Here is a 20,552-nt window from a genome sequence, read left to right as displayed (position 1 = left end):
TCAGTGCTCCTTGTCGGGCGAGGTCGAACGAGGGGAGGGGATGCGGGTCACGACAGACCCCAGGGGAAGAGGGCGGCGAAGATGGCGGCCGAGACCGCCCAGAAAGCGATGACGAACACGGTGTCGCGCACTCGCCAGGGCACGAGGTAGCGCTCGGTGCGGTCGGGGTGCGCGCCGAAGGCGCGGGCGTCCATCGCGAGCGCCACGCGCTCGGCGTGACGGATGGCGCCGGCCATGAGGGGCACGACATATCCGAACCAGCGGGCGATCGCCGAGAACGGACCGCGCCCGCCGTGGGCTCCGCGCACGCGGTGCGCCTGACGGATCACGTCGAGCTCGTGCCCGAACCGCGGCACGAAGCGGAACGCAGCCAGCGCCGTGTACCCGATGCGGTACGGCACCCGCAGCTGCTGCACAGCCGCGCGCACGAGGTCGGGACCCGTGGTCGACAGCCCGGCGATCAGCGTGAGCGCGACGATCGCACACAGGCGCAGCCCCGTCGCGAACCCGACCTCGAGCGCACCGCCGTACATCGTCCAGTTGCCCAGCTGCCACACCACGACGGACTGGTCGACCCGTGAGGCGTCGGTCCACAGGGCGAAGCCGAACCCGATCACGAGGGCGCTGAGCGGCAGCGCCAGGAACAGGATGGCGGCGAGGCGGCGCGTGAAGTCCACGCCGACCAAGAGCACCGCGTACGCGAGCAGGAGGAACGCGGCGGGGGTCGCGGCATCCCGCACGAACACCAGCAGCACCATCGCCGGAAGCGGCGCGGCGAGCTTGGCCAGCGGGTTGAGCCCGTAGAGGAAGCGGACAGCGGATGCCGCGACCCGCTGCGCGTACGGATCGAATGCCGAACGGGTGGCCGTGGCGGCAGTCAGCGGGCCGGTGTCGGTCACGCGGCACCTCCCGTCGCGTGGGGCGCGGGCGCCTGAGGGATCGTCGCGGCGTGCGCAACCGCCGTCGCGTCGGGACCGGACTCCGCGGTCTTCGCGGGGGTGGGCGTGACGCGGGCGGATCGGCGCGGCTCCGCGTCTGACGCGAGCAGCTCCGAACGCGCAGCCGCCGGGGCCCCGGGGAGGTCGCCGAGCCGGGCGATGCCCGCCAGCTCGGGATGCCGTCGCACGCCCTGCAGCGCGCGGCGGAGCGGCGGCGGGCGCAGGCCCGCCCGGGCGATGAGCTCGTCGTCGGCGAAGATCTCGGCGGTCGTCCCCTCGGCGAGCACGCTGCCGTCGGCCATGACCACGGTGCGGTCGGCGTAATCGGTGACCAGCTGCATGTCGTGGGTGACGACGATGATCGTCGTGCCCTCGGCGTTGAGCTCCGACAGCAGCGACAGCAGCTCGTCGGCGCGGGCGCGGTCCTGGCCGAAGGTGGGCTCGTCGAGCACCAGCACCGGGGCGCCCGCGACGAGCGCGGTCCCGACCGACAGGCGTCGCTTCTGCCCACCCGAGAGGAGGAACGGGTGGCTGTCCGCCTTGGCGGCGAGACCGAAACGCTCGAGGAGCGCCACGGTGCGCGCGCGGACCTCGTCGTCGGACAAGTGCTGCCGGCGCAGCCCGTGCGCGATCTCGTCGAACACGGTGTGCGCGATGAACTGGTGCTCGGGGTTCTGGAACACGAAGCCGATGCGCGAGCTCAGCGTGCGCGCGTCGGCTCGTCCGACATCGAGCCCGTCCACGTGCACGGAGCCCTTGGGCGGCGACACGACCCCCGCGAGCGCCTGGATGAGGCTCGTCTTGCCGGCGCCGTTGGCGCCGACGACGGCGACGAACGACCCCCGGGCGACGTCGAGGTCGATGCGATGCAGCACCTCGGTGCGGCCGCGGCGGAGGGTCAGGTCGCGGACGGTGATGAGTGGGTGGCCTGCGTCGGCGCCGGGTGCGGCGCGTTTCGTCTCGCTCGTTCCTCGCTCGCTCAACGACGGGGTGCCGGGGTGCGGGTGTGTCGTCTCGCTCGTTCCTCGCTCGCTCAACGACCGGTGGTGCGACCCGCCGAAGCCCGCGGGGGGCGCCTCGGCGTCGAGGGCGTCGCGCAGCTCGTCGGGCGTGAGCGGCAGCGGGTCGAGAGCGAAGCCCGCGCGGCGCAGCCGCAGCGCGGCGATGGTCGACACCGGCAGCCACACGCCCATCGCGTGGAGGTCTTCGGCGCGATGCCGCAGCACGTCGTCCACTGACCCGTCCGCGACGAGGAAGCCGTCGTGGTCGAGCACGACCACCCTGTCGACGAACCCGACCGCCGCATCGAGGTTGTGCTCCACGAGCACGATGGCGCGGTCGCCGGCCGACACGAGCTCGGCCAGCGCGGCGTAGACCTCCTCGATCCCCGCCGGGTCGAGGTTAGCGGTGGGCTCGTCCAGCACCAGGAGGGGCGAACCCATCGCGAGGGCGCAGGCGATCGCGAGGCGCTGGCGCCCGCCGCCCGAGAGCCGGTCGGGGTTCTCGCAGCGCCGTTCCCACAGGCCGACGCGCCGCAGCGCCTCCTCGGCGCCGGCGAGCACCTCGGCAACCGGCATCCGCAGGTTCTCGGGTCCGAACGCCACCTCGTCCAGGAGCGTGCCGGTCACGAGCTGCGCATCGGGGTCCTGGAAGACCATGCCGACGCGTGTGCTCAGCTCGGCGACCGGCGTCGTCTGGGTGTCGAGGCCGTCGACCTCGACCGACCCGGCGACGTTCGCCGGGACGGCCTGCGGCAGCAGTCCGTTCAGCGCCAGCGTCAGCGTCGACTTGCCCGAGCCGCTCGGTCCGAGCAGCAGCACGACCTCGCCGGCGGCGACGTCGAACGAGACGGATGCCGGTGCCGGGACGCTCTCGCCGTCGTGCGTGACGCCGAGCTCGCGCACCCGCAGCAGCGGCACGGCAGAGGACACGGGCATCCGATCGTCGAGGGAAACTTAGCCTTCCCTAACTTACCGGCCGCCCATCCCGCCGCGGAACAGCCCGGGCGGAAGACGGATGCCTCAGCTCCGGCTGCGTCGGGCGACGCCGGCGCGGCGCAGCGCGCTGCCGATCGCGAGGCCCACGGCCGTCCACGCGACAGGGCCCACGATGAAGAGCGCGACGTAGACGATCTGGCCCCACAGCGGGAATCGCGTGACGTCGGCGGCGAACCAGATGGCGACCGCGATCACCGCCCCGACGATGACGGCGGAGAGGAAGAACCGCCACGGCTCCCAGCGCTTGTAGCGCGCGACGGCGGCGATGAGCTCCTGCAGGCCGCCGATGAGGAGCGCCGTGCCGATGTAGCGGCCGATCCACAGCGGCACGACGGCGCTCGCGACCAGCGCCGCGATGAGGTGGGTGATCAGCGCGACCCACGGCCGGCGCAGCAGCTCCTGCGCGACGACGCCCGGCAGCACGTGCACGCCGAGCACGAGTCCGTAGAGGATCGGCGCTCCCGCCGAGACGAAGCCGCTGATCGCTCCGGCACCGGCCTGGAGCACCCCGGTCGCGACGCCGATCGCGGCGCAGGTGAGCAGAACGCTCGTCGAGATCCGGGTGCGGGCAGCCACCTGCCCAGGTTACTCAGTCCCGGCGGCGCGTTTCTCACACACATCTCATTTACTGAGATTCACCTGACAGTTACGTTTGAGGTCGCTGCGCCCCAACGATGTGGCGCGGCGACTCCCCAGCACGAACAATCTGGAGGCCATTCATGGGTCGAACCTCCGTCAGAGCAGCCGCGGTCGTCACACTCGTCGCACTGTTCACGGGCACAGCCACAGCCAGTTTCGGCGCGGTGCCCGAGGAGGTGACATCACCGATCCCGCTCGGCGCGGGCGACGGCCACTACGTCGTCGTCCTGAAGGGCGCGCCGCTCGCCACCTACGAGGGGGGCGTCAGCGGAATCTCGGCCACCAAGCCGGGCAAGGGCAACCAGCTGGACGCGCGTTCGGCGAACTCGCAGAAGTACGTGGCCCACCTGAAGAAGGAGCAGGCCGACTTCGCCTCCGAGAACGGCCTCACCCCCGCCGCGAGCTACCAGGTGGTGCTCAACGGCTTCAGCACCGACCTCACCGCCGACCAGGTCGTCGAGCTGTCCAGCGACAAGAACGTGCTGGGCGTCTTCCCGGACGAGATCTACCACCCGACGGCTGCCCAGCCGTCCAACGAGTTCCTCGGTCTCGGCTCCGTCGACGACGGCACCGGCGGCCTGTGGGACAGCCTGGGCGGCACCGCCGCGGCGGGCAAGGGCATCGTCGTCGGCGTGGTCGACACGGGCATCTCTCCCGAGAACCCCTCGTTCGCCGGCGCAAAGCTCGAGAACAAGGCGGGCAGCGAGCCCTACCTCGTGGGCGACAACATCGTCTACAAGAAGGCCGACGGCGGAACGTTCGTGACCCAGCGCGTCGCCGGCGAGCAGTGGAGCAAGCAGGACTACAACACCAAGCTCATCGGCGCCCGCTACTTCAACTCCGGTGCCGCAGCCGCGGGCTTCTCGTTCAAGACCGACTACGCCTCGCCCCGTGACCTCGAGGGTCACGGCTCCCACACCGCCAGCACGGCGGCCGGCAACTTCGGCGTCTCGGCCTCGGTCGAGGGCATCGACTTCGGCAAGATCTCGGGTGTCGCCCCGGCGGCCAAGGTCGCGTCCTATAAGGCCTGCTACGGGGGTCCCGACCCGTTGGGCACGGATGACGACATCTGCGCCGGCAGCGACCTGATCGCCGCGATCGACGCCGCCGTGGCCGACGGCGTCGACGTCATCAACTACTCGATCGGCGGCGGCTCTGCCACGAGCGTGATCCAGGCCGACGACATCGCGTTCCTGAACGCCGCGGCCGCGGGCGTGTTCGTCTCGGTCAGCGCGGGCAACGACGGCCCCGACGCCGCGACGGCCGACCACGCATCGCCGTGGTACACGACGGTGGCGGCATCCACCATCCCGACCTACGAGGGCACGGTGCAGTGGAGCGGTCAGCAGGCCGTGGGCGCATCGGTGACCGTGTTCTCGCAGCCGGGCGGACAGGTGTCGGGCAACGCGGTGTACGCCGGCGAGGCTGCGCTGGCGGGGGCTGCGGCGAACGAGGCCGCGCTCTGCTTCCTCGGCACGCTCGACCCGGCGCTGGTCGCCGGCAAGATCGTCGTCTGCGACCGCGGCACGAACGCCCGAGTCGAGAAGTCGCAGGCGGTCGCAGAGGCGGGCGGCATCGGCATGGTGCTCGTCAACGTCACCCCGGGCTCGCTCGACAACGACTTCCACTCGGTGCCGACCGTTCACATCGACGCGCAGTACCGCGACGCCCTGCTGGCCTACGTCAAGGGCAACGCCGACGCGGCGGTGACGCTGTTCGGCGACAACGTCACCGACGAGGAGACGCCGACGCCGCAGATCGCCGGATTCTCCAGTCGCGGGCCGATGCTCGCCGACGGCAGCGACGTCATCAAGCCTGACGTCTCGGCCCCCGGTGTGGCGATCCTCGCCGCGACGAACAACGCGAAGGGCTCCGCGCCGACGTTCGGCTTCATGTCGGGCACGTCGATGTCGTCGCCGCACGTCGCGGGCCTCGGTGCGCTGTACCTGGGCAAGACGCCGAAGGCGACGCCCGCCGAGGTGAAGTCGGCGCTCATGACGACGGCCTACGACCTCGTGGATGCGGCGGGTGAGGCGGTCACCGACCCGTTCATCCAAGGTGCCGGGCACGTCGACCCCCTGAAGTACCTCGACCCCGGCCTGCTGTACCTCAACGACGTGAAGGACTGGACGTCGTACATCGAGGGCGCCCTCGGAGCCGACTACTGGGAGGACGCCGAGCCGGCCGACCCGAGCGATCTGAACATCGCCTCGATCGGCGTCGGCGCGCTGGCCGGCACGCAGACGGTCACCCGCGAGGTCACCTCGACCGAGCCGGGGACGTTCACCGCGGCCGCGACGGTGGACGGCGTGGATGTCGAGGTGTCGCCGAGCACGCTGACCTTCGACAAGGCGGGGCAGACGAAGAGCTTCACCGTGACGCTCACCAACGCGACCGCGCCGGTCGAGGAGTGGACCAGTGGGTTCCTCTCGTGGAACAGCGCCGACACGACCGTCCGCTCGCCGATCGCTGTCTTCCCGGTCACCGCTGACGCCCCGGCGTCGGTGTCGGGCGACGGCGCCGACGGCAGCGTCGATGTGGAGGTGACGCCGGGCATCACGGGCGACCTGGAGCTCAACGTCTTCGGCCTCGCTCCGGTGGACACCATCATCGACGGCGATGAGACCACGGGCGCCTCGGCGGCGGGCCGGACGATCAAGTACGTCGAGGTCACGGCGGGCACCGAGCTGGCGCGCTTCGCGCTGGATTCGTCGGACGACACCGGATCCGACCTCGACCTGACGGTCTACCACCTCATCGGCGGCGAAGGCACGACCGCGGCTGACAAGGTGTGGCAGTCGGCATCCGGGTCCGCGGACGAGGCGGTGCAGATCACCGCTCCGCCGGTGGGCTGGTACGCGATCGTCGCCGACGTGTACTCGTTCACGTCTCCGTTCACGTGGACGGCGACGAGCGCCCTCGTAGGCGCCGACGGCGTCGGCGGATTCACCGCCACTCCCGATGTGATCGCGGCGCAGCAGGCGGTTCCGACCGAGTACGCGCTGTCGTGGTCGGGTCTGGAGACCGGCAGCTACCTCGGTGTGGTGCGCTACGCCGACTCGCAGGTGCGGACCGTCGTCTCGGTCGACGTCCCGTAACGTCTGCTCAGCGAAAGGGCGTCCGGGCTGCGGCTCGGGCGCCCTTTCGCATCGGCAGACGGATGCCGCGCCCGTGGCACGGCGGTGGCGCTCCGTCCTTGCGGCCGGAGCCCGCTGGCCCGGCTGCAGCCCGCGGGTCCGGCTGAAAACGTGCCGGCCCGGCTGCAGCCCGCGGGTCCGGCGGCAGCCCGCGAGTCCGGCTGAAAGCGTGGAGTCCGGTCAGAGCCGGCGGCGCCGGCGGGTCAGGCGCACGGCCGGCAGCGGCGGGGCGGGGATGCGCTCGTCGCCGTGGTCGACCACGCGGCCGAAGCGCTCGGCGCCCGCCTCCCAGGCTTCACGGGCCTCGACGATCTCTTCGTGGGTACGGCCGACGAAGTTCCACCACATCACCACGTCGTCCTCGAACGGCTCGCCGCCGAGCAGGAACAGCGTGGCCCCGGCGGGGCTCGAGACCACCACTTCGTCGCGATGCGTTCCGAGATACAGCAGGTGGGCGGCATCGAGGACGACGGCCCCGGCTCCATCCTCCGCGGTCACCTCGGCCTGACCGTAGACGGCGACCAGCGCGTGCTCCCACGCCGACTCGAGCGGCACGCGCACCGTGGCACCGGCCGGGATCCGCAGCTCGGCGCCGACGATCGGCGTGTAGACGGTCGCGGGCGAGGCGACGCCCGCGAGCTCACCGAGCACCACCGTCGCTTCACCGGGCGCGCCGGCGAGGGCCGGGAGCCCGACCTCGGGCAGCACCGCGTGCTGTTCGAACGCCGGACCGCCGTGACGGCGGGACTCGGGCAGCGCGACCCAGAGCTGCAGCGCGTCCAAGGGCGCGGCATCCGTCCCCACCGAATACTCCGAGTGCGAGATGCCGGCGCCGCTCGTCATGAGGTTGAGGGCGCCGCGGCGCACCACGACGTCGCTGCCCACCGAGTCGCGGTGACGGACGTCGCCGAGGTACGGCCACGTCACGGTCTGAAGCCCGATATGCGGGTGAGGCTCGACGCGCATGCGCGTCTCCTGCGGCCCGAACCTGTCGAGGAAGCACCAGGCGCCGACGAGCGGCAGGTCGCGCTGCGGGAGTGCGCGGTGCACCGACATGGCCCGCACGCCCCCGAGGGGCACCTCGCGGGCCTCGAGGAGCAGCGTGCGGGGGCCGGCGCACTCGACCGAGGTCTCTGTAGCGACGGCGTCGTCGGCGTCCAGCCGGGTCACGTGCGCGTTCCGGTCACTCGGGGTGCGGCTGGTCGGGCCACGCGACCGTGAGCCCGGGCACGTCGTGCTCGCGCAGGTACTTGGACACGACGGGGCAGTGCGGCACGACCGTCTCGCCCCGGCGTGCGGCATCGGCCATCGCCTCGGCGACGACCGCCTGCGCGAGTCCGCGTCCGCGGAAGGCCGGGTCGACCTCGGTGTGAGGAAAGTGCAGGCGCCCCTGCGCGTCGATGCGGAACACCGTGAATCCGGCGAGCACGTCATCGACGTGCACCTCGTAGCGGCGGTCTTCGTCGTTGCGCGTCACGATGGGCTGCGCTTCGGTGTGGGTCACGGGAATCCTTCCGTCGTCTGATCCAACGTAAGGTCCGAACGGCGGATTCCGCCAGCGCACGCAGCACCCCCTGGCGGGACGGATGCCGCAGGTCTATCGTCGGCATCGTCCGCCGCGCCCGCGTCCAGCGAGAAACACGTCAGCGCATCGACGGGCCGATTCAAGGGGGAATCGATCGAACCGCTGGGGATTCGAAGGGGAATCATGAAACGACGCATTCTCGCCGCCCTCGCCGCGCTCGCGCTGGGCATCACCACCGCACTCGGTGCCACGTCCGCGGCGACGGCCGCGGAGCCCACCGGCGCGCCCTACGTCGCGATCGGCGACTCGGAGGCGGCCGGCACCGGCAACATGCCGTATGTCGACGAGACCTGCAAACGGTCGAAGAAGGCCTACCCGGTGCTGCTGGGTGACGATCTCGGCACATCCGTGGTGTCGGCCGCCTGCGCAGGTGCGAACACGACGCAGGTCGCCGGTCAGGCTTCGGCTCTCGCGGGTATGGGTCAGCTCGGCCCGGCCACGCAGCTCGTCACGATCACCGCCGGCATCAACGACATCCAGTGGCAGACGGTCCTGGCGCTGTGCAGCGGCGCAGGCACCCCCGAGGCCTGCGAAGCGGCGAAGGCGGCCGCGGTCGCCGCGATCCCGGGCATCGCTCCGGCCATCGCCCAGCTGGTCGGCCTGGTCCGCACGCTCGCGCCGAACGCCTATATCCTCGTCACGGGGTATCCGCTCCTGTTCGGCCAAGTGACGGGCACGTGCACCGTCGGCGCCTCGGGCGGTGCGCCGGTGAAGCTCACGGCCGAGCTCACCGCTGAGGTGAATGCGGGCATCGTCGGCATCAACGCCGCCATCAGCAGCGGTGTCGGGCTGTATCAACAGGCGTATGCCGACCTGTTCGGCGCTCCCGACCCGAAGGTCGAGTACGTCGACGTCACCGCCGGCTTCGCCGGGCACGGGCTGTGCGACACGGGCGACCGCTGGATCAGCGGGGTCTCGGCCGGCAAGGGTACCGTCGACCGCGGCTTCCACGCCAACGCCGCCGGCCAGCAGGCCTGGGCGTCGATCATCCAGGCGGCACTGGCCGGGTGAGCACCTGAACCGAGCCGCTCCCGAGCGCGGCGGGCCGTCGGCCTGACCGGCCCGCCGCGCTCGCACGCGTCGGCACCCGCCCGCCACCGCGCGTCGGCACCCGCCCGCCACCGCGCGCCGGCACTCGCCCGCCACCGCTCGCCGGCACTCGCCCGCCACCGCTCGCCTTGCCGTTCGTCGCACCCGCGCCGCCGTTGGTCGCACGGACGGCCCACCTCCTCCGGCGGGCCCGGGAAGCGGGGTGGCCGGTCCCTAGCCTTGCGGAACGCAATGTCGCGCCCGCAAGGAGAAACCCCGATGTCCTCATCCTCCCGCGCCCCCCGGGGCGGAGACGCTGTCGTCCAGGATCAAACACCACCCGTGGCCGTGTCCGAGCAGGAGCTCGAACGCGAGTCCCGCTGGACGCTTCCGAAGATCGCGCTGTGGGCCGTGATCGCCCTGCTGGGCGGCGTCGCCTGGACCATGATCGCGATCGTGCGCGGTGAGACGGTCAACGCGATCTGGTTCGTGTTCGCCGCCGTCTGCACCTACTTCATCGGCTACCGCTTCTACTCGAAGGTGATCGAGCGGTACATCACGCGCCCTGACGACCGGCGCGCCACGCCCGCCGAGGTCAAGTACGACGGCAAGGACTACGTTCCGACCGACCGTCGCGTGCTCTACGGCCACCACTTCGCCGCCATCGCCGGCGCCGGCCCGCTCGTCGGCCCCGTGCTCGCCGCGCAGATGGGATACCTCCCGGGCACGATCTGGATCATCGTCGGCGTCGTGCTCGCCGGCGCGGTGCAGGACTACACGGTGCTGTTCTTCTCGATGCGCCGCGGCGGCCGCACGATCGGCCAGATGGCGCGCGACGAGCTCGGCAAGATCGGCGGCACCGCGGCGATCATCGCGTCGCTGCTCATCATGCTGATCATCATCGCGATCCTCGCCCTCGTGGTCGTCAACGCCCTGGGCGAGAGCCCGTGGGGCGTCTTCTCGGTGGCGATGACGATCCCGATCGCCCTCTTCATGGGCGTGTACCTGCGGTACCTGCGCCCCGGCCGGGTCACCGAGGTCTCGATCATCGGCTTCGCGCTCCTGATCCTCGCGATCATCGGCGGCGGCGCCGTCGCCGCGACCGACTGGGGTCAGGCGATGTTCCACCTCGACCGCACCACGATCGCGTGGGGCATCATCGTCTACGGCTTCATCGCCGCCGTGCTCCCGGTCTGGCTGCTGCTCGCGCCGCGCGACTACCTCTCGACGTTCATGAAGATCGGCGTGATCGTGATGCTCGCGGCCGCGATCGTGCTGGTCCGCCCCGAGATCACCGTCCCGGCCTTCACCGAGTTCGCCGAGACGGGTCTCGGGCCCGTGTTCGCGGGACCGCTGTTCCCGTTCCTGTTCGTCACGATCGCGTGCGGCGCCCTGTCGGGATTCCACGCCCTCATCTCCTCCGGCACGACCCCGAAGCTCATCGAGAAGGAGCGCCAGACGCGCTTCATCGGCTACGGCGGCATGCTCATGGAGTCGTTCGTCGCGATCATGGCGCTGGTCGCCGCACTCTCCATCGACCAGGGCATCTACTACGCCATGAACTCGTCGGCCGCCGCGACCGGCGGAACGGTCGAGGGAGCCGTCGCGTTCGTGAACTCGCTCGGGCTCACCGGCGTGCAGATCACGCCCGAAATGCTGACCTCGACGGCAGCGGCGGTGGGCGAGTCGACCATCGCCTCGCGCACCGGCGGTGCGCCGACGCTCGCGCTCGGCCTCGCGCACATCATGCAGCAGGCCCTCGGCGGACCCGCGCTGATGGCGTTCTGGTACCACTTCGCCATCATGTTCGAGGCGCTGTTCATCCTGACCGCCGTCGACGCCGGCACGCGTGTCGCGCGCTTCATGCTCCAGGACTCGATCGGCGCGTGGATCCCCAAGTTCCGCGACGTCTCGTGGCGCCCCGGCGTGTGGATCTGCACCGCGATCATGGTGGCCGGCTGGGGCTGGATCCTCATCCTGGGCGTCACCGACCCGCTCGGCGGAATCAACACCTTCTTCCCGCTGTTCGGCATCGCCAACCAGCTGCTGGCGGCGATCGCCCTCGCGGTGGTGTTCGCGATCGTGGCCAAGCGCGGTCCGAGCTACGTGAAGTGGCTCTGGATCATCGGGCTGCCGCTCGCGTTCGCCGCGGTGGTGACCATCACGGCCTCGATGTACAAGATCTTCTCGCCGGTGCCGGCGATCGGATACTGGGCCAACCACTTCAAGTACCTCGCGGCCCAGCAGTCGGGCGATGACAGTCTCGGCTCGCCCGAGGTGGTGGCCGCCGTCATCCGCAACACCGCCGTGCAGGGCACGCTGTCGATCATCTTCGTCAGCCTCGCGATCCTCGTCATCGCGATCGCCATCGGCGTCGCCATCAAGGCCATCGTGCGCGGCGGCGGCGAGAACCACGAGGACGAGGCGGTGCCGTCGCGCCGCTTCGCGCCGGCGAGCCTGATCGCCACGAAGGCCGAGCGCGAGATCGAGAAGCGGTGGGTGGAGTACGAGGTCGAGCACCCCGACGCCCGCCGCGTGGCCTCGAACCACTGACGGAGATCACGATCATGGATCGGACGGATGCCGCGGCCACGGCCCCGCACACGACGCTGTGGAGCGTCGCGTGCCGGGTGGGCCGCGGCATCCGCTGGTACATCACCGAGCTGATGGGCGACGGCGCGTACCGCGTGTACCTCGAGCACCACGGACTGCACCATCCCGGGGAGGAGCCGCTCAGCGAGCGCGCCTTCTGGCGCGAGCGCATGGACGCCCAGGATCGCGACCCGGGCGCCCGGTGCTGCTGACCGGCGGCTCGGCGCTTCCCGGCACCTAGGCTCGGACCATGCCGGATGCCGTGTGGATCGCGGCGGCCGTCGGGGTCGTCGTCGGGGCGGCGCTGGTCGTCGCCCTCGTGTTCGCGCGGCGGCTGGCCATGGGCGCGCGCGATCTGGGAAGCGACGCGGAGCGGGCCACGTATCGCACGCTGCACGTCGCCGGACTCGCGGCGGCCGAGCTGCGCAGCGCGGGCGACCTCCCGTCGACCCAGCGCGCGGCGCGGCACCTGCGCGGACTGCTCGGCGCCAGTGCGATCGCGATCGTGGCTCCCGGCGATGTCGTGGCCGTCGACGGGTCGATCGGCACGACCGGCTTCGAGAACGCCGCGCGGCGCGTGGCCGAGCGCGTGCGCGCGACGAACCGGCGTCAGGTGTTCCCGCGGCGCGAGGCGGGAGCGCCGGAGGCCGTCGGCGCCCCCATCGTCGTGCACGGCGAGGTCTGGGGTGTGCTCGTCGCGTTCGCCGACTCGGTCCGGGCGCCGCTCGTGCGCGCGACGGGAGAGGTCGCGCGCTGGTGCTCGGCGCAGCTCGCGCTCGAAGAGCTCGATGCGTCGCGTGCCGCGCTCGCCGAGGCGGAGCTGCGGGCCCTGCGGGCTCAGATCAGCCCGCACTTCATCTACAACGCGCTGACCGCGATCGCGTCGTTCATCTCCACCGACCCGCCGCGCGCTCGCGAGCTGGTACTGGAGTTCGCGGACTTCACGCGCTACTCGTTCCGCCGGCAGGGCGAGTTCACCACGCTCGCCGAGGAGCTGCGCAGCATCCACTCGTACCTCGAGCTCGAGCGGGCGCGATTCGGCGACCGCCTCACCGTGCGCCTGAGGATCTCGCCCGAGACGCTGGCGACCGTGATCCCGTTCCTCTCGGTGCAGCCGCTCGTCGAGAACGCCGTCCGCCACGGCCTCGAGCCGGGTGAGCGCGGCGGGGTCATCTCCATCGCGTCGAGCGACGAGGGCACGCACACGGTCATCACCGTGGAGGACGACGGTGCAGGGATGGATCCGGAGGTGCTGCGGGCGCTGCTGTCGGGGACGGAGCCGACCACCCACGTGGGGCTGCGCAACGTCGACACGCGCCTGCGACAGCTCTACGGAGCGCGGGGCGGTCTGGTCGTCGAGACCAATCAGGGCGCGGGTACCATGGTGCGGATGCGGGTCCCGAAGTCGCAGCCCCTGCACGAGACGGACGCCTGATGCCGTTCGACGTCCTCGTCGCCGACGACGAGCCGCCGGCGCTCGCCGAGCTCGTCGCGTTCCTCGGCGCCGATCCCCGCATCGGGCGGGTGCTGCCCGCCGTCAACGGCGCCGACGCGCTGCGGATCCTCTCGGCCGAGACGGTCGACGCCGCGTTCCTCGACATCCACATGCCCGGCCTCAGCGGGTTCGACCTCGCCCGCGCCCTCGACCGCTTCGTCGTCCGACCGGTCGTCGTCTTCGTCACCGCCGACGAGGCGGGAGCCCTCGAGGCGTTCGACGTGCACGCGGCCGACTACGTGCTCAAGCCGGTCCGTCCGGAGCGCCTCCGCCGCGCGATCGACCGTGTCGCCGCCGTCCGGGGCGCGGCGGGGGACGGGACGGCGACGGATGCCGCGACCGCCGCGGCTGCGGCATCCGCTCTCCTCCCCGCCGACGACGAGACGATCCCCGTCTCGGTCGGCGCGACCGTGCGACGCGTGCGGCGCAGCGACGTGCGGTGGGTGCAGGCGCAGGGGGACTACTCGCGCCTGTGGACGGCCGACGGGCAGAGCCATCTCGTGCGCGCGCCGATCTCGGAGCTCGAGGAGCGCTGGCAGCGCGCCGGGTTCGTCCGGGTGCACCGGTCGTACCTCGTGCACCGCGACGCCGTCACCGAGGTGCGCCTGTCGGGCGCGGCCCCCGCGGTCGTGCTCCGCGAGATCGAGCTCCCGGTGAGCCGGCGACTCGTTCCGGCCGTGCGGGAGCAGCTGGCCCGACCGGAGCGGGGACCGCGATGACGGCCGACGGGCGCCCGGGAGAGAAGGGGCGTCCCGCGCGGGTGCGCGTGACGGCCGACCTGCCGGCCTCCGCGGCGGCTTCGACGCACGGGATCGCGCTGCCGGGCGCGCCGGTCCGCGAGGCGGGCGCGGTGTACGTCGGAGGCCTCGTGCGCTCGCAGCTGCGCCTGGCGTTCGGGTGCCTCCTGGGCTTCCTGCTCGTCGCGGGCGCCTTCACCGCGGCGATCTTCGTGGTCGCGCACGCGGGGGATCCGGTGGTCGCCGGCGTGCCCCTCTCCTGGCTGCTGCAGGCGTACGGGTACTACCCGCTGATCCTCGTGTTCGCCGTGCTGTACGCGCGTGCGGCGGCGCGCAACGAGCGCCGCTACCGGAGCCTTTCCGACGCGGATGCCGCGACCGACGCCGTGCGAGAGGCCCGGCCCGCGGGCGCGACAGGCGCCCCCGCGGGCGCGACAGGGGCGGACGGGGCGCCCTGATGCCGCTGCTGGACCTCGCCGCCGTCGGCGCGCTGCTGCTGGCCACCGTGGTGCTCGGCGTCGTGGGACTGCGGATCAGCCGGACGACGAGCGACTTCTTCGTCGCGTCGCGCAGCGTCCGCCCGGTGTGGAACGCCTCCGCGATCAGCGGCGAGTATCTCTCGGCCGGCACCTTCCTGGGGCTCGCGGGTCTCGTGCTGCTGTCGGGTGCCGAGGGGTTCTGGTTCCCGATCGGATACGCCGCCGGCTACCTCCTGCTCCTGCTCTTCGTGGCGGCGCCGCTGCGGCGCAGCGGCGCGTACACGATCCCCGACTTCATCCAGGCGCGACTCGAGTCTCAGGGCGCCCGCCGCGTGACGAGCCTGCTCGTGCTCGTGACCGGCTGGCTCTACATCGTGCCGCAGCTGCACGGTGCGTCGCTCGCGCTCGGCGTCGTGGCGGACGTGCCGCCCTGGACCGGGGCGGTGCTCGTCGCCGTCGTGGTGGCGGGCATCGTGGCGGCCGGCGGCATGCGCGCCATCACCGCGGTGCAGGCGATGCAGTACTGGCTCAAGCTCACCGCCCTGGCGCTTCCCGCAGTGCTGATCCTCATGGCGCTGTCGGGTGGAGAGCCGACGTTCGACCCGGGCGTCGTCTTCCCCGCCGAGCGCGGACCCTCAGGTGCCGACGCGTACGAGACCGTATCGCTCATGATCGCGCTCCTGCTCGGAACCATCGGCCTGCCGCACGTCCTGGTGCGCTTCTACACCAGCCCCGACGGCGGCTCCGCGCGGCGGACGACGGTGCTCGTCATCGCGATGGTGGGGGTCTTCTACGCCGCGTCGGGCACCATGGGGCTCATCGCGCGGGTCGTCGCACCCGATCTCGCCGTGCCCGGCGTGGCCGACACCGTCGTGCTGGAGCTCCCCTCGCGCGTCTTCCCGGGTCTCGTCGGCGACCTGCTCACCGCGCTCATCGTGGCGGGCGCCTTCGCGGCGTTCCTCGCGACGTCGTCGGGCCTCGTGGTCTCGCTCGCCGGGGTCGTCAGCCAGGACGTGTTCGACGGCTCGGTCCGCTCGTTCCGCGTATCGGCGGTGCTGTGCACGCTCGTGCCGCTCGCGTTCGCGCTGTTCACCGAGCCCGAGGGCCTGGTGTCGAGCGTCGGGACGGTGTTCGTCGTCGCGGCGTCGAGTCTCACGCCGGTGATCCTGCTCGGGGTGTGGTGGCCCGGGCTCACGGCGCGGGGCGCCGTGGCCGGCATGGTGACGGGCGCCCTATCGTGCGGCGCGGCGCTGATGGCGACGCCGCTCGCGCGCGGCGGAGCGGCCGAGGCGCTCCTCGCGCAGCCCGCCGCCTGGACCATTCCGCTCGCGGCGGCGGTGGTCGTCGTGGTGTCGCTCCTCGACCGCCGCCGCATCCCCGCGCGCACCGAGCGGTACCTCACGCGTCTGCATGTGCCCGAACGTCGGGCAGACTCGATCGGGTGACGACGCTTCTCGAGACGATCGCGGCTGCAGGCGCGGCATCCGGCATCCCGACCGGCGCCCCCGACGCCGACGTGCTCTACGACGCGTTCGTGGAGTGGGCCGGCGACCAGGGCTTCGCCCTGTATCCGGCGCAGGACGAGGCGGTCATCGAGATCGTGTCGGGCTCGCACGTGATCCTGTCGACCCCGACCGGCACCGGCAAGTCCCTCGTGGCTGTCGCGGCGCACGCCGCCGCCGTCGCGCGCGGCGGCCGCACGTATTACACCGCGCCCATCAAGGCGCTGGTGAGCGAGAAGTTCTTCGCGCTGGTCGACATCTTCGGCGCCGCCAACGTCGGCATGGTCACCGGCGACTCGTCGGTGAACCCGGACGCCCCGATCGTGTGCTGCACGGCCGAGATCCTCGCGAACCTCGCGCTGCGCCAGGGCGCCGACGCCGCGGTCGACCAGGTCGTGATGGACGAGTTCCACTACTACGGCGACCCCGAGCGCGGGTGGGCGTGGCAGGTGCCTCTGCTGCTCCTGCCGCGCGCGCAGTTCGTGCTCATGTCGGCGACGCTCGGCGACGTCACCGACATCGCCCAAGACCTCGAGCGCCGCACCGGACGCGCGGTCTCGCGCATCACCGGCGTCGAGCGCCCGGTGCCGCTGCACTTCTCGTACGCGCGCACGCCCGTGCACGAGACGGTGGAGGAGCTGCTGCAGACGGGCGAGTCGCCGGTGTACATCGTGCACTTCTCACAGGCCGCCGCGATGGAGCGGGCGCAGGCGCTGTCGTCGATCCGCATCGTCTCGCGCGAGCAGCGCGACGCGATCGCCGAGGCCATCGGCGGGTTCCGCTTCACCACCGCGTTCGGTCGCACCCTCTCGCGCTACGTGCGCGCCGGCATCGGGGTGCACCACGCCGGCATGCTGCCGCGCTACCGCCGCCTGGTCGAGACCCTCGCCCAGCGCGGGCTGCTGCGCGTGATCTGCGGCACCGACACCCTGGGCGTCGGCATCAACGTGCCGATCCGCACTGTGCTGATCACTGCGCTGTCGAAGTTCGACGGCACGAAGATGCGCCAGCTCACGGCGCGCGAGTTCCACCAGATCTCGGGCCGCGCCGGCCGCGCCGGCTTCGACACGTCGGGCACCGTCGTGGTGATGGCGCCGGAATGGGAGATCGAGAACGAGGCGGCGCTGCGCAAGGCCGGCGACGACCCCGCCAAGCGCAAGAAGATCGTCCGCAAGAAGGCGCCGACCGGCGTGGTCAACTGGGGCCTCGGATCCTTCGAGCGCCTCGTCGAGGCCGAGCCCGAGCCCCTGGTGCCTCAGCTCTCGCTGACCGCGGCGATGCTCATCAACGTGATCGCCCGCGGCGGCGCCGTGTTCGGGAACGTGCGGTCGCTCGTGTTCGACAACCACGAGCCGCGCGCCCGCCGCTACGACCTCGCCCGCCGGGCGATCGCGATCTTCCGCACTCTCGTCACCGCCGGCGTCGTGGAGATCGATCGGACGACGGAGATGACGGATGCCGCGGCCCCCGGCATCCGGAATCGCATCCGTCTCACCGTCGATCTGCAGCCGAACTTCGCCCTCAACCAGCCGCTCTCGCCGTTCGCGCTCGCCGCGATCGGGCTGCTCGACCCGGACGACGGCGCGGGCGCTCGGCCGAACTCCTTCGATTCGGCAGCCACGGCCCCGGATTCCGCCGTTCTGGCCCCGCAGAGCGCGGATCGAAGGAGTTCTGCAGGCGCCACCGTCGGGACCGGCCACTACGCGCTCGACGTCGTGAGCGTGATCGAGGCGACGCTCGACGACCCGCGGCCGATCCTCTCGCAGCAGGAGTTCAAGGCGCGCGGCGAGGCCGTCGCCGCGATGAAGGCCGACGGGATCGAGTACGACGAGCGCATGGCACTGCTGGAGGAGGTGACCTACCCCAAGCCGCTTGAGGAGCTGCTGACGCAGGCGTACGAGGTCTTCGCGTCGAGCCAGCCGTGGGTGCGCGACTTCGAGCTGTCGCCGAAGTCGGTGGTGCGCGACATGTTCGAGCGGGCGCTGTCGTTCTCGGAGCTGATCTCGCTGTATCAGCTCGCTCGCAGCGAAGGCCTCGTGCTGCGGTACCTGTCGGACGCGTACCGGGCGATCCGCCAGACGGTGCCCGCCGAGGCGCAGACCGAGGACCTGCACGACCTCGTCGCGTGGCTCGGCGAAGTGGTGCGCCAGGTCGACTCGAGCCTCGTCGACGAGTGGGAGGCCCTCGTCAACCCGGTGGAAGATCCCTCGGCCCCTGTCGTGCCGCCGGCGCCGCCATCGGTGCTGACGAACCGGCGCGCGTTCGGCGTGCTGGTGCGCAACGAGCTGTTCCGGCGCGTGCAGCTGGCCGCCCTCCAGCGCGACGACGAGCTCGTCGAGTTGGATCCCGACGTCGACTGGCCGGCCGTGCTCGACTCCTACTTCGACGACCACGACGAGATCCTCACCGGTGGTCCGGCGCGCTCGCCGCGGCTGGTGACGGTGGACGAGACGGATGCCGCGGCCTCCGGTCTCTGGCGCGTCGAGCAGACGATCGACGACCCGGCCGGCGACCACGACTGGCGCATCCGCGGCGTCGTCGACCTCACTGCGTCGGAGGAGGCCGGAACCGCGGTGGTGCGCGTGACCGAGGTCGTGCGGCTCTAGCCCGAAAGCGCCAGTTGTGGCCGTCGCACAACGAAACTGAGTTCCAGGACGTGTGAAACTGGGTCTCTTGCACCATGACCAGGTGCGGAACGCGCGCGGTCCATACACTGCACTCGCGACAGCAGGCCGGACCCCGCCGACGAGGACGGGATCCCACACCCTGCCGCTGTGTCGCCGCGCGACCGATCACCGGTCGACGACGTCCACTGCGCCTGCCCCCCAGGCGATGAACCGGAGTGCTCTCAATGACGAGAACGGAAACCCACACCCACGGCGTCGGCATGCGTGTCGCCGTCGCCATCCTCAGCGTGGCCCTGGCGGCCATGATCCTGCTGTACTTCGTGACGACGTCGCAGATCGCGACCGGATCGACGAAGCTGGCCGACGGCGCCGGTCAGGCTCACGAGGGCTCGGCTGAGCTCGCGTCGGGTGCGTCCGACCTGGCGGCGGGCGCCGGCGAGCTCGCCACCGGCGCTTCGGACCTCGACGACGGGGCCGCGTCTGCCAGCGCGGGCGCCGCGCGGCTCGCGAACGGCGCTGCTTCGGCCGATGCAGGCGCGCAGTCGCTCGCGTCCGGCGCGGCGAGCCTGCAGTCGGGAGCCGAGTCGCTCGCCGGCGGCGTCGGCACACTCGGCACGGGTGCGCGCTCGGCGGCAGCCGGGGCGACGACCCTCGCCGCCGGGGCGAGCCAGGCCGCGGACGGTGCGGCGAGGCTGGCGGCAGGTGCTCAGACGCTCGCGACCGGTGTGGGCGCGGCGCACAAGATCTCGGGCGACCTCCTCGCGGGAGCGACGACGATGAAGGACAAGCTCGCGGCGGCCGTGACGAATGACGTGAAGGCTCTGGCCGCCGGCAAAGACCTGATCCAGGGAACCGCTGCCAGCGCTGCGGTCAATTCTCAGAAGCTCGCGGATGCACTGGGCGCGATGCTCGCGGCCGACGAGAACAACGTGCAGCTCCAGCAGCTCAGCGCGCTGGCGACAGGACTCGACAAGCAGGTCGACGGCATCGCCCCGGCCGCGGGTGCGGCTCCGCTCCTGGCGGCAGGCGTCATCGACGCCTCGGGCGGTGCGCAGCAGCTCGCGGGCGGGCTGAACGCACTCGTGAACGGCGACCAGTCCCGGGGATGGCCCGGCACGGTCGGGCTCGCCGACCCCGCGAAGGGTGCGCCCTTCCTCGCCGCGAACGCCCAGTCGCTGAGCGCCGGCACTGCCCAGGTGCGCGACGGCGCCGCGTCGCTCGCGGCGGGCACGCAGTCGCTCGTGAGCGGGGTGTCGCGGCTCAGCGTCGGATCGCAGAACCTCAGCGGCGGAGCCACTACGCTCTCGGAGGGCGCCGCGTCTCTCGCCGTGGGGACGGAGTCGCTCTCGTCGGGAGCCGCCGACCTGTCCGCGGGCGCGACGGAGCTGTCGGAGGGCGCGGGCACGCTCGCCGCCGGCTCGGAGAAGCTCGCCGACGGCAGCGAGACGCTCGCCGCCGGAGCCACCGCACTCGCCGACGGCAGCGGGCAGGTCGCCGAGGGATCCGACACGCTCGCCGCGGCCACCGCCGCGACGACGCCGAACGTGCTGCCCTGGATGCTCGGGCTCGCCCTCGCAGGCCTCATCGCCCTCGGCTTCTGGATCGGCCACCGCGTCAACCACCGCGCGCGAGTCGCCGGCGGAGAGCCCGCGCTGGCCTGAGCGTCGCGGCGGTGCCCCCGGCATCCGCTGCATTCTCCTGCGACCGCTGCATCGATCGACGTAGCGGTCGCAGGGAACGCCCGCGGTCGCACCTGAGCGCGGGCGCCCGGTCCGGGGCCGGTCGCTCGGGGGTC

At 72.0% G+C, this 20,552-nt stretch carries 15 protein-coding genes; 10 read left to right on the top strand and 5 right to left on the bottom strand.

Annotated features, from left to right (window positions below; genetic code table 11):
- Positions 1 to 47: 47 nt before the first annotated feature.
- The 3 genes from IM767_RS01895 to IM767_RS01885 form a co-directional block, all read right to left on the bottom strand.
- The gene (locus tag IM767_RS01895; protein ID WP_109209707.1) at positions 48 to 899 is read right to left on the bottom strand and encodes an energy-coupling factor transporter transmembrane component T; all 852 of its coding nucleotides are present in this window, start codon (positions 897 to 899) and stop codon (positions 48 to 50) included.
- Positions 896 to 2,875, bottom strand: a complete 1,980-nt coding sequence (locus IM767_RS01890) for an ABC transporter ATP-binding protein (RefSeq protein WP_109209706.1) — start codon at positions 2,873 to 2,875, stop codon at positions 896 to 898. The genes IM767_RS01895 and IM767_RS01890 overlap by 4 nt, the downstream gene beginning before the upstream one ends.
- Before the next feature lie 84 nt (positions 2,876 to 2,959).
- Entirely contained in the window at positions 2,960 to 3,511 is a 552-nt protein-coding gene (locus IM767_RS01885; RefSeq protein ID WP_109209705.1) for an ECF transporter S component, read from the bottom strand.
- Positions 3,512 to 3,654: 143 nt separating this feature from the next.
- Here IM767_RS01885 and IM767_RS01880 point away from each other — a divergent pair, with 143 nt between their 5' ends.
- On the top strand, positions 3,655 to 6,672 hold the full coding sequence (locus IM767_RS01880; RefSeq protein WP_162564242.1) for a S8 family serine peptidase: 3,018 nt from the start codon (positions 3,655 to 3,657) through the stop codon (positions 6,670 to 6,672).
- Positions 6,673 to 6,891: 219 nt separating this feature from the next.
- Here the strand turns inward: IM767_RS01880 and IM767_RS01875 are convergent, their stop codons facing one another.
- Positions 6,892 to 7,881 carry a pirin family protein gene (locus IM767_RS01875; RefSeq protein WP_239453237.1) on the bottom strand — a complete coding sequence of 330 codons (990 nt, stop codon included), beginning with the start codon at positions 7,879 to 7,881 and terminating at the stop codon, positions 6,892 to 6,894.
- Positions 7,882 to 7,894: 13 nt separating this feature from the next.
- Positions 7,895 to 8,215: a GNAT family N-acetyltransferase gene (locus IM767_RS01870; RefSeq protein WP_109209703.1), complete on the bottom strand. Its 321-nt coding sequence runs from the start codon at positions 8,213 to 8,215 to the stop codon at positions 7,895 to 7,897.
- 204 nt (positions 8,216 to 8,419) lie between these two features.
- Between IM767_RS01870 and IM767_RS01865 the strand changes: the two genes are divergently transcribed.
- From IM767_RS01865 to IM767_RS01825, 9 genes are all read left to right on the top strand, one after another.
- Entirely contained in the window at positions 8,420 to 9,307 is an 888-nt protein-coding gene (locus tag IM767_RS01865; protein ID WP_109209702.1) for an SGNH/GDSL hydrolase family protein, read from the top strand.
- A 297-nt stretch (positions 9,308 to 9,604) separates the two neighbouring features.
- Entirely contained in the window at positions 9,605 to 11,878 is a 2,274-nt protein-coding gene (locus tag IM767_RS01860) for a carbon starvation CstA family protein (protein WP_109209701.1), read from the top strand.
- A gap of 14 nt (positions 11,879 to 11,892) precedes the next feature.
- Positions 11,893 to 12,129: a YbdD/YjiX family protein gene (locus IM767_RS01855; protein ID WP_109209700.1), complete on the top strand. Its 237-nt coding sequence runs from the start codon at positions 11,893 to 11,895 to the stop codon at positions 12,127 to 12,129.
- A 38-nt stretch (positions 12,130 to 12,167) separates the two neighbouring features.
- The gene (locus IM767_RS01850; RefSeq protein WP_109209699.1) at positions 12,168 to 13,352 is read left to right on the top strand and encodes a sensor histidine kinase; all 1,185 of its coding nucleotides are present in this window, start codon (positions 12,168 to 12,170) and stop codon (positions 13,350 to 13,352) included.
- Complete coding sequence (locus tag IM767_RS01845; RefSeq protein ID WP_109209698.1) at positions 13,352 to 14,131, top strand: LytR/AlgR family response regulator transcription factor; 780 nt, start codon at positions 13,352 to 13,354, stop codon at positions 14,129 to 14,131. The genes IM767_RS01850 and IM767_RS01845 overlap by 1 nt, the downstream gene beginning before the upstream one ends.
- Positions 14,128 to 14,607: a heavy metal transporter gene (locus tag IM767_RS01840; protein WP_239453236.1), complete on the top strand. Its 480-nt coding sequence runs from the start codon at positions 14,128 to 14,130 to the stop codon at positions 14,605 to 14,607. The genes IM767_RS01845 and IM767_RS01840 overlap by 4 nt, the downstream gene beginning before the upstream one ends.
- Positions 14,607 to 16,073: a sodium/solute symporter gene (locus tag IM767_RS01835; RefSeq protein WP_422613752.1), complete on the top strand. Its 1,467-nt coding sequence runs from the start codon at positions 14,607 to 14,609 to the stop codon at positions 16,071 to 16,073. The genes IM767_RS01840 and IM767_RS01835 overlap by 1 nt, the downstream gene beginning before the upstream one ends.
- On the top strand, positions 16,070 to 18,736 hold the full coding sequence (locus IM767_RS01830) for a DEAD/DEAH box helicase (protein ID WP_239453235.1): 2,667 nt from the start codon (positions 16,070 to 16,072) through the stop codon (positions 18,734 to 18,736). The genes IM767_RS01835 and IM767_RS01830 overlap by 4 nt, the downstream gene beginning before the upstream one ends.
- 245 nt (positions 18,737 to 18,981) lie before the next feature.
- A complete protein-coding gene (locus IM767_RS01825) occupies positions 18,982 to 20,418 on the top strand; it encodes a hypothetical protein (protein WP_109209697.1) in 1,437 nt (478 codons plus the stop codon).
- The last annotated feature ends 134 nt before the right edge of the window (positions 20,419 to 20,552 follow it).

It is taken from the genome of Microbacterium ureisolvens, from assembly GCF_015278315.1.
In the GTDB taxonomy this organism is placed as follows: domain Bacteria; phylum Actinomycetota; class Actinomycetes; order Actinomycetales; family Microbacteriaceae; genus Microbacterium; species Microbacterium ureisolvens.
Note: the sequence above shows the minus strand (reverse complement) of the source record. Positions and strands in the feature narration are given on the sequence as shown.